This is a genomic window from Pseudomonas monsensis, from assembly GCF_014268495.2.
Lineage (GTDB): Bacteria > Pseudomonadota > Gammaproteobacteria > Pseudomonadales > Pseudomonadaceae > Aquipseudomonas > Aquipseudomonas monsensis.
In genome coordinates this window covers 2075584-2088255 of the sequence record NZ_CP077087.1, presented here as the reverse complement: position 1 = coordinate 2088255, position 12672 = coordinate 2075584, and the positions used below count along the sequence as shown (strand labels likewise).

The following is a 12672-nucleotide window of genomic DNA, read 5'->3' as shown; positions in this document are numbered from 1 at the left end:
CAAACTCCAATCAGATGGCATTGGCCGCGACCCGAATGGTCGGCGGCGGGTTGTTCACTGAGTTGGGGGCAGCGTTCAGGATTTCAAGGGCTCATCGATTTTGAAGTGCGCGCGGGCGGTGGCAATCGGCTCGCTTTCGGTACTTTGCCAAGCGGTCACGGCAACGTTGGCGACGCGTCGCCCCTGGCGGCAGACCTGACACTTGGCCCAGGTGTCGCGAAACTGCCCGGCCCGCAGATAATCAAGGGAGAAGTCGATAATCTTCGGTACACCCGGTGCGCCGGTGAAGATCAACAGATGCAGGGCGGCAGCCAGCTCCATGAACCCGGCAATCACCCCGCCGTGGATCGCCGGCAGTAAAGGGTTACCAATGTTGTCCTTGTTCGCTGGAAGCTTGAACAGCAGCTCATCGCCGACCCGCGAGCATTCGATGCCGATCAGGCCGGCATATGGAATCAGCTTCAGTAACGGTGCGTAATCACCCTGAGCGTGAGCGGCTTGCAACTGTTGTTTCAGGTCATCACTCACTGCCCCTCTCCTTTTATTTTGCCGCCAAAGCCTTGAGCGCCCTTGATGCCCTTGCCCATGCGCATAAACGTGCCGACCACGTGGGCAATGGGTGTGTCGGGATCGTCCTGATAGGCAAAACCGCGAGCGAAGATCACATCGGTGGTCACCCGATAGCATTGGGCGAAACCGTAGACATCCTTGTGCGGTTCAGCGGCGTGCATGTAGTCGATACGCAGATCGAGGGTCGGGCAGACTTCAAACTCCGGCAGTACGCACAACGTTGACATGCCACAAGCCGTGTCCATCAACGAGGTAATGGCGCCGCCATGAATCACTCCGGTCTGTGGATTGCCGACGATTTGCTGGCTGTACGGCAGGATAACGGTGAGCCCTTCGCTGGAGGCGCTGTGCACCTTCAAGCCTAGGACCTGACAGTGGCGCAAGGCGGAAAGAAATCGTGTCGCGCGCTCAAAAACGGGGTTTTCGGTCATTGGATAATTACCCTCGCTGGAGCCTTTTGCCAGTAGTAGGAAACAGCGCAAAAGTTCCGCTGCAAAACAAACTTATATATCTGAAAGAAATGAGGAACTTAACCCTCACGACCGAGTTCTTAAGGCCAGTAGTTATTTTCCATAAGGAGAAACACCCCATGCGTAAGACTTTAGCTATTGCCTTGATGTTGACCGCTTCCCTCGGTCTCGCTGCCTGCGATAAAAAATCCGAGGACAAAGCTCAAGATGCCAACCAACATGCTGAACAAGCTCAGCAAGACATGAACAAAGCTCAGGATAAAGTGAACGACGCAGCAAAAGAAAACGCCGAAGCTGCCAAAGCTCAGGCTGAATCGAATCAGGCTGCACAAGACGAAGCTGCCAAGAAGCAATAACTGCGACTTGATGCAGAAAAAGAAAACCCGCCAAGTGCGGGTTTTCTTTTGCCTGTGATTTAGCGGTCATCCGCGTTAGAGCAAAACAGTTCTAAAAGTCGGACTAATCATCAGCAACAAAGAGCAAATGAGGCCGACCAGCCACGTCAGACTGCGCAGGGACGGTTTATCAGCCAGGTACAACCAGATGTAGAGAATCCGCGCGATGACAAAGATGATCGCCAGGGCATCAATCAACCATCCCTGGGTTTGCGTGGTGTGCGCCATCAGCACGCCGACGGCAAACAGGATGAACGCTTCGATGCTGTTCTGATGCGCCGCCAGTGCCCGTGCACCGTAACCGGTAAGTTGCGCCTGTTGCTGGCGCGGCAGGTGATTGTTGTAACCGCCCTGCTCTTTCATGGCTTTGCCGACCGGCATGCGGGCGATGTAAATCAACAAGGCACTGATAAACACGCACCAGAACGGAATACTCATCAAGCAGCCTCTTTAGTCGCTTCGGGCAACGGCGCCTCAGTAGGGGTATAGACCATCACGTCGAGAACGTCGGAATGAAATTCGCGACGATACAAAACCAGCACGACGCCGGCACTCATCAACATGAACAGCCACGGGCTGACAAACCACGCCAGCATGCTCATGCCGAAATAGTAAGAACGCAGGCCGAAGTTGAACTGGTTGGCCGCCATCGAAATAACTCGCGCCGCCCGTAATGCGAACGCCTTGCGCTCCTGCTCGGACACCTGACGCTCGCCGATCATCGGTGCCGAACCCACCAGTACAGCGGCAAAGTTGTATTGGCGCATGCACCAGCTGAACGTAAAGAAGGCATAGACGAACACCAGCGCCAGGCACAATAACTTGATCTCCGACATGCCTTGAGAGGCTTGTTGCACCATCGGAATATCCGCCAGCAAGGACACCGCCCGCTCCGACGCGCCCAGCACGGTCAGAATGCCGGCCAGGATGATCAGGGTGCTAGAGGCGAAGAACGAGGCGTTTCGCTCCAGATTGCCGATCACGCTGGCATCGGCAATGCGGTTGTCACGTAGCAACATGCGGCGCATCCAGTCTTCGCGGTACAGGTGCAGTACGCTGGCCAGGCATGCGGTGTCGCGGGCCTTCCAGCTGGCATAGCGGGTGTAACCGCCCCAGCAGGTGACAAACCAGAGCGCGGCGAGCAGGTGGATCAGGTTGGCTTGGATGAACGACATGCAATTCCCTGTGGAGTGTGAACACGGTACCTGTAGCAGTGAGCCTGCTGGCAATAGCGGTTTGTCAGCCAACTTCAATGGTGACTGACACAGCGTGATCGCAAGCAGGCTCACGCCAACATTAATTCTGTGCAGTGCTTCGACGTTAGCTCAGGGAAAAAGACACTGCCTCACGCACATAAAAAATGCCCCGTATCGTTTGATACGAGGCATTTCTGTTCAAGCGTTCAAGCCCCGCTTGTGGCGGGTCAGGGAACGTCAGGCAACGGCTTCGCTGCGCTTGCCCAGCAGGCGATCGCAAACCACCGCGACCACCAGGGTCATCACGCACGGCACCAGCCACGCCAGGCCCTGCTCGCTCAGCGGCAGGTGGGACAGTTGCGACGGCATCCAGTCGGCCAGGCCGGCACCTTTCAGCGCGTCGATCATGCCGAACACGAACGACACCAGCATCACCGGACCGATGATGCGGCCATGCTCATGCCAGAAGTCTTTGCAGAAGCTCAGCGCCACCAGCACGATGCACGGCGGGTAGATCGCGGTCAGGACCGGGATCGAGAAGGCGATCAGCTTGGTCAGACCCAGGTTGGACACCAACAGCGAGAACGCCGCCAGAATGATCACCAGGGTCTTGTAGGACAGTGGCAGCACACGGCTGAAGTATTCGGCACAGGCGCAGGTCAGACCGACCGCCGTGACCAGACACGCCAGCGAAATCAGTACGGCGAGGAAACCGCTGCCCAGCGAACCGAAAGTATGTTGCACATAAGCGTGCAAGACCGCGGCGCCGTTGGTGGCGCCAACAGCCACTTCGTGGCTGCCGGAACCGAGACGGAACAGGCTGACATACACCAGCGCCAGACCCACGCCGGCAATCAGCCCGGCGATGATCGCGTAACGGGTGATCAACGCTGGCGATTCAACGCCGCGAGAGCGGATGGCATTCACGATGACGATGCCGAATACCAGCGCACCCAGGGTATCCATGGTCAGGTAACCATTGATGAAGCCCTGGGAGAACGGCGCGGCGACGTACTCTGGCGTGCCTTGACCGATATCACCGGCCGGCAAGGCGAAGGCAGCGATGCCGAGAACGGCCAGTGCAATGATCTTCAACGGCGCGAGGAAACGGCCGACAGTGTCGAGCAAACGGCCCGGATACAACGAGATGAAGAACACCAGCAGGAAGTACACCGAGCTGTAGAGGAACAGCGCCAGCGGGCTCTCGCCGGTCAGCGGCGCCAGGCCAACTTCGAAGGACACGGTCGCGGTACGCGGCGTGGCGAACAACGGGCCAACTGCCAGGTAGCACGCCGCCGCGAGGATGCCGCCAGCGACCTTGCCGATCGGGCTGCTCAGTGCGTCCATCGCCCCGCCGACCTTCGCCAGCGCAACGACGGTGATGACCGGCAGGCCGACTGCAGTGACCAGAAAGCCCAGCGCCGCCATCCAGACATGAGGCCCGGCCTGCAAACCGACGATAGGCGGGAAGATGATGTTGCCGGCCCCGACGAACAGGGCAAATGTCATAAAACCAAGTGCCAGGATGTCCTGACCTTTCAAAACTTTCATTAAGGAAATACCACACTACTGAATCGGAATTTAGAGGGGGATTTCCCTGTGGGGTTAGGGAAATGCTGTCAGTCCGTATAAGACTGACCCGTTTAGCGCGTTGCATGCCTTGTGGGCGGCAGACGCAAAAATGGCTGCTAGCCTAACGAATTTGTCTGACAAACGCACTGTTTGAGGGCGAACTATCCGATACGCGACGTTTCCGTGTCGCGTTTTTGCATGTAATTGGGTAGATGTCTATAAATCGCTTTCGCGAACAAGCTCGCTCCCACTTGGGAATGCGTACAAATGTGGGAGCGAGCTTGCTCGCGAAGGCGATATCACTGATGACGCAGGTGCCAGAAACGACAAAGGCCACCCGAAGGTGGCCTTTGCCTGGTGAAGCGTCAGCTAAGCGCGAGGCTTACTTGACAGCCCAACCGGTCAGCTCGGCCAGGGCCTTGCCGATGTCTGCCAGCGAACGCACGGTTTTTACACCGGCGTCTTGCAGTGCAGCGAACTTCTCGTCTGCAGTGCCTTTGCCGCCAGAGATGATTGCGCCAGCATGGCCCATGCGCTTGCCCGGAGGAGCAGTCACACCAGCGATGTAGGAAACAACCGGCTTGGTCACGTGTGCCTTGATGTAGGCAGCCGCTTCTTCTTCAGCCGAACCGCCGATCTCACCGATCATCACGATCGCTTCGGTCTTCGGGTCTTCCTGGAACAGCTTCAGGATGTCGATGAAGTTCGAACCCGGGATCGGGTCACCACCGATGCCAACGCAAGTCGACTGACCGAAACCGGCGTCAGTAGTTTGCTTGACAGCTTCGTAGGTCAGGGTGCCGGAACGCGAAACGATACCGACCTTGCCTGGCAAGTGAATGTGACCTGGCATGATGCCGATCTTGCATTCGCCTGGGGTGATCACGCCTGGGCAGTTAGGGCCGATCAGGACTACGCCCAGCTCGTCGCACTTAACTTTAGCGTCCAGCATGTCCAGGGTAGGAATGCCTTCGGTGATGCAGACGATCAGCTTGATGCCGCCGAATGCCGCTTCCAGGATCGAGTCCTTGCAGAAAGGAGCCGGAACGTAGATCACGCTGGCGGTAGCGCCAGTGGCCGCGACTGCGTCTTTAACGGTGTTGAACACTGGCAGACCCAGGTGCTCGGTGCCGCCTTTGCCCGGAGTTACGCCGCCAACCATCTTGGTGCCGTATTCGATGGCTTGCTGGGTGTGGAAACTACCTTGCGAACCGGTAATACCCTGGCAGATAACTTTGGTGTCTTTATTGATCAGGACGCTCATTATTTGCCCTCCGCAGCTTTGACAACTTGTTGAGCAGCGTCGGTCAGGCTGGTAGCAGCGATGATGTTCAAACCGCTTTCTGCCAGTACTTTAGCGCCCAGCTCAGCGTTGTTGCCTTCAAGGCGAACAACAACCGGGATTTTCACGCCGACTTCTTTCACGGCGCCGATGATGCCTTCGGCAATCATGTCGCAGCGAACGATGCCGCCGAAGATGTTGACCAGTACTGCAGCGACGTTGGTGTCGGACAGAATGATCTTGAACGCTTCAGTAACGCGTTCCTTGGTAGCACCACCACCTACGTCGAGGAAGTTGGCTGGCTTGCCGCCGTGCAGGTTGACGATGTCCATGGTACCCATGGCCAGACCGGCACCGTTGACCATGCAGCCGATGTTGCCTTCCAGGGCTACGTAGTTCAGTTCGAACTTGGCAGCGTGCGCTTCGCGCGGATCGTCTTGCGACGGATCGTGGAAAGTCTTCAGCTTAGGCTGACGGTACATGGCGTTGGCGTCGATGTTGATCTTGGCGTCCAGGCAGTGCAGATCGCCGTCAGCCTTGATCACCAGCGGGTTCACTTCCAGCAGCGCCAGGTCGTGATCCTTGAACAGCTTGGCCAGACCTACGAAGATCTTGGCGAACTGAGCAACCTGCTTGCCTTCCAGACCCAGCTGGAATGCCAGCTCGCGACCCTGGAATGGCTGAGCGCCAACCAGTGGATCGATAGTGGCTTTCAGAATTTTTTCTGGAGTGTCGTGAGCGATTTTCTCGATGTCCACGCCACCTTCGGTGGAAGCCATGAACACGATGCGACGGCTCGAACGGTCAACGACAGCGCCCAGGTACAGCTCTTTAGCGATATCAGTGCACGATTCAACCAGGATCTTGGTGACAGGCTGACCATTGGCGTCAGTCTGGTAAGTCACCAGACGCTTGCCCAGCCACTGCTGTGCGAAGGCTTTGGCGTCTTCTTTGCTGCGAACCAGCTTGACGCCGCCCGCTTTACCGCGACCACCGGCGTGAACCTGGGCTTTGACAACCCACTCGTTGCCGCCGATTTTGTCGCAAGCTTCTGCTGCTGCTTCCGGGGTGTCTACTGCGTAACCAGTGGATACTGGCAGGCCGTATTCAGCGAACAGCTGCTTACCCTGATACTCGTGAAGATTCATGCTTTTTACCGTCTTCGTTAGGTACTGCGCATTCGGCGCTGCGCTCTTGATGAGTGCCGCGCCACCTGTGACTGCTGCTTGCGTAGCTTTTCCGGGTACCCGGTGCAGCTACGCAAGACTGCGTCCAGCGGACATTCCGCGGTGAGACTTGCTCGCAAGGCTCACGACGGGCCGTTACCGCCGTGGTTTCTTATTGTGTGTCTTAACGCTTCTTGCGGTTGGCAATGTGGATGGCGCCGCCATTCACAGCCAGAGCAGCTTCGTGCAAGGCTTCAGACAGGGTCGGATGGGAGAAAACCATCATGCCCAGGTCTTCAGCGCTGGTGCCGAATTCCATACCGATCGCGCCCTGCTGAACCAGTTCTGCAGCGCTCGGACCAATCACGTGCACGCCCAATACGCGGTCAGTCTTGGCATCAGCGATGACCTTGACGAAACCACCGGTATCGTTGGCGGCCATGGCACGGCCGGAAGCGGCGAACGGGAAGGTGCCGACGTTAACTTCAACGCCTTCAGCTTTCAAGGCCTGCTCGGTTTTGCCAACCCACGCGATTTCCGGGTGAGTATAAATAACCGAAGGGATCAGGTCATAGTTCATCTGGGCTTTGTGGCCCTTGATGCGCTCGACAACCATGATGCCTTCTTCGGATGCCTTGTGCGCCAGCATCATGCCGCGAACCACGTCACCGATGGCGAAAACGCCCGGTACGGTGGTAGCGCAGTGATCGTCAACGTGCACGAAACCGCGCTCGTCCAGGGTCACACCGCTGTCGGCTGCCAGCAGATCAGTGGTCACCGGACGGCGACCAACGGCTACGATCAGCTTGTCAAACGTGATGGTCTGTTCGCCGTTGGCATCGGTGTAGTTCACCACGACTTCGTCGCCGTTCACTTTGGAACCGGTTACGCGAGCGCCCAGTTTGATGTCCAGACCCTGTTTGGTCAGGGTTTTCAGCGCTTCCTTGGAAACAGCGGTGTCCGCTGCCATCAGGAAGGTGTCCAGGGCTTCCAGGACAGTCACTTCTGCACCCAGACGCGACCAGACCGAACCCAGTTCCAGACCGATCACGCCAGCGCCGATCACGCCCAGACGCTTCGGTACGGATTGGAATTCCAGAGCGCCAGTCGAATCAACGATGACTTTCTGGTCGACCGGAGCCGGTGGAATGTCGATCGGACGCGAGCCTGGTGCCAGGATGACGTTTTCAGCTTCGATGACTTCAACCGAACCGTCTGGCTTGGTGACTTCGACTTTCTTGCCGGCCAGCAGTTTGCCGTGGCCCTGAATCGAAGTAACGCCGTTGGCCTTGAACAGGGTGGCAACGCCGCCGGTCAGGTTCTTGACGATGCCAGCCTTGCGGCCAACCATCGCAGCGACGTCCATTTTGACTTCGCCGGTCGAGATACCGTGAACGTTGAAGCTTTCTTTTGCTTCCTTGTATTTCCAGGAGCTGTCCAGCAGCGCCTTGGAAGGAATGCAGCCCACGTTCAGGCAGGTACCGCCCAGGGCTTGCTTGCCTTCGGCGTCGGTGTACTTCTCGATGCAGGCAGTGGTCAGACCCAGCTGCGCGGCCTTGATGGCAGCTACGTAACCGCCAGGGCCGGCACCGATCACTACTACGTCAAATTTCTGCGACATTCAAAAAATCCTCTTTAGCAATAAAGCTACAAGCCGCAAGCCAAAAGCTACAAGCCAATCCGCTCGTATTGAGCTTGAGGCTTGTAGCTTGACGCTTGCAGCTGCTTTTTAGATATCCAGCAACAGACGAGCCGGATCTTCCAGCAGGTTCTTGATGGTCACCAGGAAGGTCACAGCTTCTTTGCCATCGATCAGACGGTGATCGTAGGACAGTGCCAGGTACATCATCGGACGGATCACGACCTGACCGTTGATGGCCATCGGACGCTGGATGATGTTGTGCATGCCCAGAATCGCTGCCTGCGGCGGGTTGACGATCGGGGTCGACATCATCGAACCGAAGGTACCACCGTTGGTGATGGTGAAGGTACCACCGGTCATCTCGTCCATCGACAGTTTGCCGTCGCGGGCTTTTTTGCCGAATGTTGCGATGCCGCCTTCGATTTCAGCCAGGCTCATCAGCTCGGCGTTACGCAGAACCGGTACCACCAGACCACGGTCGCTGGAAACAGCAACACCGATGTCGGCGTAGCCGTGGTAAACGATGTCGCCGCCGTCGATCGACGCGTTGACAGCCGGGAAGCGCTTCAGCGCTTCGGTGGCGGCCTTGACGAAGAACGACATGAAGCCCAGGCGTACGCCGTTGTGGGACTTCTCGAACAGATCCTTGTACTTCGAACGCAGAGCCATGACTTCGGTCATGTCGACTTCGTTGAAGGTGGTCAGCATCGCCATGTTCGACTGAGCTTCAACCAGACGCTTGGCCACGGTGGCACGCACGCGGGTCATCGGCACGCGCTTCTCGATGCGGTCGCCAGCGGCGAACACAGGAGCAGCGGCAGCTGGAGCAGCAGCCTTGGCAGGCGCGGCAGCCGGAGCGGCTTTCTTGGCGGCAACAGCAGCCACCACGTCTTCCTTGGTCACACGCCCGCCTTTGCCGGTGCCGGCAACGGAAGCGATGTTGATGCCGTTTTCTTCAGCCAGCTTGCGCGCGGCAGGAGCAGCAACAGGATCGTCTTCGCCTTCAGCAGCGGCCGGGGCAGCGGCGGCCGGAGCAGCAGCTGGAGCAGCTGGAGCAGCGGCAGCAGCGCCGCCTTCAACGATGGAGCCCAGTACTTCGTCGGACAGGACGGTTTCGCCCTCGCCCTTGACGATTGCGCCCAGCACGCCATCAGCAGTAGCCAGAACTTCCAGTACGACTTTGTCAGTTTCGATGTCGACGATCAGTTCGTCGCGCTTGACGGCGTCGCCCGGTTGCTTGTGCCAGGTGGCAACGGTGCCATCGGCAACCGATTCCGGGAAAGTGGGGGCTTTGATCTCGATAGCCATTATCTGTAGTTCCTTAAATTCGGTTTCAGGTGCGCGAAGGCGTTAAACGGTAAACGCGTCTTGCAGCAGTTTTTCCTGCTGCTCGGCGTGCATCGAAGCGTAACCACAGGCTGGGGCAGCAGAAGCCTCACGGCCCGCGTACTCAAGTACGAGAGACTTGTCGAGGTTGCTGATGCTACGGCGCAAGTGATGCTGGCTGCAGTACCAGGCACCCTGGTTCATCGGCTCTTCCTGACACCAAACGGCATTTTTGACGTTGGTGTACGGCGCCAGGACTTCTTTCAAGTCGTCCTCAGGGAATGGATACAGCTGCTCGATACGCACGATGGCGATATCTTCACGGCCTTCGGCACGGCGTTTTTCCAGCAGGTCGTAGTAGACCTTGCCGCTACACAGAACAACGCGCTCGACCTTTTTCGGATCCAGGGCATCGATTTCCGGGATAACGGTCTGGAACGAACCTTCAGCCAGATCTTCCAGGGTCGAGATGGCCAGTTTGTGGCGCAGCAGCGACTTAGGTGTCAGAACAACCAATGGTTTGCGCAGCGGGCGAATCACCTGACGACGCAGCAAGTGGTAGATCTGCGCCGGGGTAGTCGGCATGCACACCTGAATGTTGTGCTCGGCGCACAGCTGCAGGTAACGCTCAAGACGTGCCGAGCTGTGCTCAGGACCCTGACCTTCGTAACCGTGTGGCAACAGCATGGTCAGACCGCAGAGACGGCCCCACTTGTGCTCGCCGCTGGTGATGAACTGGTCGATGACAACCTGTGCACCGTTGGCGAAGTCGCCGAACTGGGCTTCCCAGATCACCAGCGCGTTCGGCGTGGTGGTCGAGTAACCGTATTCGAATGCCAGTACCGCTTCTTCCGACAGGAACGAGTCGTACAGGTCAAAACGTGGCTGACCGTCGTACAGGTTCTGCAGCGGAATGTAGGTGCCCGCGTCTTTCTGGTTGTGCAACACAGCGTGACGGTGCGAGAACGTACCGCGGCCGATGTCCTGACCGGTCATGCGAATCGGGTGACCTTCGAACGCCAGGGTCGCGTACGCCATGGTTTCGGCGTAACCCCAGTTGATCGGCAGGCCGCCGGCTTGCATCTTCTGACGGTCTTCGTAGATCTTCGCGACCTGACGCTGAACCACGAAGCCTTCAGGAATCTCCAGCAGCTTGGCGGACAGTTCTTGCAGGGTCTTCAGATCGAAGCGCGTGTCGTGACGCGCAGTCCAGGCATGGCCCAGATACGGACGCCAGTCCACGAACAGCTCTTTGTTCGGCTCTTTGACCAGTGACTTCACCACGTGCAGACCGTTGTCCAGCGCGTTGCGGTACTCGTCGACCTTGGCCTGAACGCGATCAGCGTCCAGTACACCGGCCTGGGTCAGGCGATCAGCGTACAGCTCACGGGTGGTGCGCTGCTTGGTGATCTGCTGGTACATCAGCGGCTGGGTGCCGCTTGGCTCGTCGGCCTCGTTGTGGCCGCGACGACGGTAGCAGACCAGGTCGATCACCACGTCACGCTTGAACTGCATGCGGTAGTCGATGGCCAGCTGGGTCACGAACAACACGGCTTCCGGATCATCGCCATTCACATGGAGAATCGGCGCCTGGATCATCTTCGCAACGTCGGTGGCGTACTCGGTGGAACGCGAGTCCAGCGGGTTGCTGATGGTGAAACCGACCTGGTTGTTGATCACGATGTGCACGGTACCGCCGGTCTTGAAACCGCGGGTCTGCGACATCTGGAAGGTTTCCATGACCACGCCCTGACCTGCGAACGCAGCGTCACCGTGGATGGAGATCGGCAGCACCTTCTCACCGGTAGCGTCGTTACGACGATCCTGACGGGCACGAACCGAACCTTCAACCACCGGAGAAACGATTTCCAGGTGGGACGGGTTGAACGCCATGGCCAGGTGAACTTCACCGCCGGCGGTCATCACGTTGGACGAGAAGCCCTGGTGGTATTTAACGTCACCGGAACCCAGCTCGACCTTCTTCTTGCCTTCGAACTCGTCGAACAGCTCGCGCGGGTTCTTGCCGAAGGTGTTGACCAGGACGTTCAGACGGCCACGGTGAGCCATGCCGATGACGACTTCCTTGGTGCCGTAGGAACCGGAACGCTGGATCAGTTCGTCGAGCATCGGAATCAGGCTTTCGCCGCCTTCCAGACCGAAACGCTTGGTGCCCGGGTATTTGGTACCCAGGTATTTCTCCAGGCCTTCACCGGCCGTCACGCGCTCAAGCAGGTGGCTCTTGATGTCGGCGGAGTACGTCGGACGACCACGCACGCTTTCCAGACGCTGCTGGAACCACTGGCGCTGCTCGGAATCGGTGATATGCGTAAATTCAGCGCCGATGGTGCGGCAATATGTCTGCTGCAACGCTTCGTGAATTTCGCGTAGGCTCGCTTCCTCTTTGCCGATGAACAGGTCGCCGGCACGGAAGGTCGTATCAAGATCGGCATTGGTCAAGCCGTAATGATTGATCGACAGGTCTGCAGGTGCAGGACGCTGCCACAGTCCCAGCGGGTCAAGCTGGGCTGCCTGGTGGCCACGCATACGGTAGGCCTGGATCAATCGCAGCACTTCAACTTGCTTCTTCTCGTGCTCACTGCTCACGCTGCCGGCGGAAACCGGTTGGGCGCGGCGCTGGTTCTTTGCCAGCAGCACGAAATGATCGCGAATTGTGGAGTGCGAAACATCAGTGGCAGAGTTGCCGTCGGCAGGCAACTTCTGAAAGTAGGTGCGCCACTCTTCTGGCACAGCGTTAGGGTCGTGCAGGTAGAGCTCATAAAGCTCTTCCACATAGGCAGCGTTTCCACCTGAAAGGTAGGCGCTGTTCCACATGCGCTGCATCACGCTTTCTTGCATGCTTGGTCACCCTCGGTTAGGGGAACACCATCGGCGTCGACACCGAGCAAACTTGCAGAAGTCCGAATGCAGCGACCAAAACAAGCCACTTAGGATCACGCTGATAGTCCGGGTACCAGCCCGGATGCCCCTGCTTGTCTCATTTCTTCAAAATAAGAGCTGCAGCTTGTGACTACGGCTCTGGTTATAGCCATGAC

The 12672-nt window shown here is 58.0% G+C and carries 11 protein-coding genes; 1 reads left to right on the top strand and 10 read right to left on the bottom strand.

Translation table 11 applies throughout. The features are described from left to right. Nucleotides 1–75 precede the first annotated feature (75 nt). Together HV782_RS09140 and HV782_RS09135 are read right to left on the bottom strand one after the other, a co-directional pair. Entirely contained in the window at nt 76–528 is a 453-nt protein-coding gene (locus tag HV782_RS09140) for a PaaI family thioesterase (protein ID WP_123465872.1), read from the bottom strand. Next, on the bottom strand, nt 525–1001 hold the full coding sequence (locus HV782_RS09135) for a PaaI family thioesterase (protein ID WP_128614443.1): 477 nt from the start codon (nt 999–1001) through the stop codon (nt 525–527). The genes HV782_RS09140 and HV782_RS09135 overlap by 4 nt, the downstream gene beginning before the upstream one ends. Nucleotides 1002–1159: 158 nt before the next feature. Here HV782_RS09135 and HV782_RS09130 point away from each other — a divergent pair, with 158 nt between their 5' ends. After that, a complete protein-coding gene (locus HV782_RS09130) occupies nt 1160–1396 on the top strand; it encodes a hypothetical protein (RefSeq protein ID WP_123465870.1) in 237 nt (78 codons plus the stop codon). A 75-nt stretch (nt 1397–1471) separates the two neighbouring features. Here HV782_RS09130 and HV782_RS09125 read toward each other — a convergent pair whose 3' ends face one another. The 8 genes from HV782_RS09125 to HV782_RS09090 all read right to left on the bottom strand — a co-directional run bounded on the left by HV782_RS09125 (nt 1472) and on the right by HV782_RS09090 (nt 12475). Continuing rightward, the gene (locus tag HV782_RS09125) at nt 1472–1873 is read right to left on the bottom strand and encodes an MAPEG family protein (protein ID WP_128614442.1); all 402 of its coding nucleotides are present in this window, start codon (nt 1871–1873) and stop codon (nt 1472–1474) included. Further along, nucleotides 1873–2610 carry a DUF599 domain-containing protein gene (locus tag HV782_RS09120; RefSeq protein WP_123465868.1) on the bottom strand — a complete coding sequence of 246 codons (738 nt, stop codon included), beginning with the start codon at nt 2608–2610 and terminating at the stop codon, nt 1873–1875. Before HV782_RS09120 ends, HV782_RS09125 begins: the two co-directional genes overlap by 1 nt. 258 nt (nt 2611–2868) lie before the next feature. Next, a complete protein-coding gene (gene brnQ, locus HV782_RS09115; RefSeq protein ID WP_123465867.1) occupies nt 2869–4182 on the bottom strand; it encodes a branched-chain amino acid transport system II carrier protein in 1314 nt (437 codons plus the stop codon). Nucleotides 4183–4585: 403 nt separating this feature from the next. Next, nucleotides 4586–5467, bottom strand: a complete 882-nt coding sequence (gene sucD, locus HV782_RS09110) for a succinate--CoA ligase subunit alpha (protein WP_007919877.1) — start codon at nt 5465–5467, stop codon at nt 4586–4588. After that, nucleotides 5467–6633 carry an ADP-forming succinate--CoA ligase subunit beta gene (gene sucC / locus HV782_RS09105; protein ID WP_085732277.1) on the bottom strand — a complete coding sequence of 389 codons (1167 nt, stop codon included), beginning with the start codon at nt 6631–6633 and terminating at the stop codon, nt 5467–5469. The genes sucD and sucC overlap by 1 nt, the downstream gene beginning before the upstream one ends. A gap of 202 nt (nt 6634–6835) precedes the next feature. Next, on the bottom strand, nt 6836–8272 hold the full coding sequence (gene lpdA / locus HV782_RS09100; RefSeq protein WP_123465866.1) for a dihydrolipoyl dehydrogenase: 1437 nt from the start codon (nt 8270–8272) through the stop codon (nt 6836–6838). 108 nt (nt 8273–8380) lie between these two features. Next, on the bottom strand, nt 8381–9601 hold the full coding sequence (gene odhB, locus HV782_RS09095) for a 2-oxoglutarate dehydrogenase complex dihydrolipoyllysine-residue succinyltransferase (protein WP_186748379.1): 1221 nt from the start codon (nt 9599–9601) through the stop codon (nt 8381–8383). A gap of 42 nt (nt 9602–9643) precedes the next feature. After that, nucleotides 9644–12475 (bottom strand): 2-oxoglutarate dehydrogenase E1 component, encoded by a 2832-nt coding sequence (locus HV782_RS09090; protein WP_123465864.1) that lies wholly within the window; start codon nt 12473–12475, stop codon nt 9644–9646. Between the last annotated feature and the right edge of the window lie 197 nt (nt 12476–12672).

Excerpts from the sequence above, each read along its gene's own strand:
- HV782_RS09135 (WP_128614443.1), bottom strand. The coding sequence starts at position 1,001 with ATGACCGAAAACCCCGTTTTTGAGCGCGCGACACGATTTCTTTCCGCC.
- HV782_RS09130 (WP_123465870.1), top strand. The coding sequence starts at position 1,160 with ATGCGTAAGACTTTAGCTATTGCCTTGATGTTGACCGCTTCCCTCGGT.
- HV782_RS09125 (WP_128614442.1), bottom strand. The coding sequence starts at position 1,873 with ATGAGTATTCCGTTCTGGTGCGTGTTTATCAGTGCCTTGTTGATTTAC.
- HV782_RS09120 (WP_123465868.1), bottom strand. The coding sequence starts at position 2,610 with ATGTCGTTCATCCAAGCCAACCTGATCCACCTGCTCGCCGCGCTCTGG.
- brnQ (WP_123465867.1), bottom strand. The coding sequence starts at position 4,182 with ATGAAAGTTTTGAAAGGTCAGGACATCCTGGCACTTGGTTTTATGACA.
- sucD (WP_007919877.1), bottom strand. The coding sequence starts at position 5,467 with ATGAGCGTCCTGATCAATAAAGACACCAAAGTTATCTGCCAGGGTATT.
- sucC (WP_085732277.1), bottom strand. The coding sequence starts at position 6,633 with ATGAATCTTCACGAGTATCAGGGTAAGCAGCTGTTCGCTGAATACGGC.
- lpdA (WP_123465866.1), bottom strand. The coding sequence starts at position 8,272 with ATGTCGCAGAAATTTGACGTAGTAGTGATCGGTGCCGGCCCTGGCGGT.
- odhB (WP_186748379.1), bottom strand. The coding sequence starts at position 9,601 with ATGGCTATCGAGATCAAAGCCCCCACTTTCCCGGAATCGGTTGCCGAT.
- HV782_RS09090 (WP_123465864.1), bottom strand. The coding sequence starts at position 12,475 with ATGCAAGAAAGCGTGATGCAGCGCATGTGGAACAGCGCCTACCTTTCA.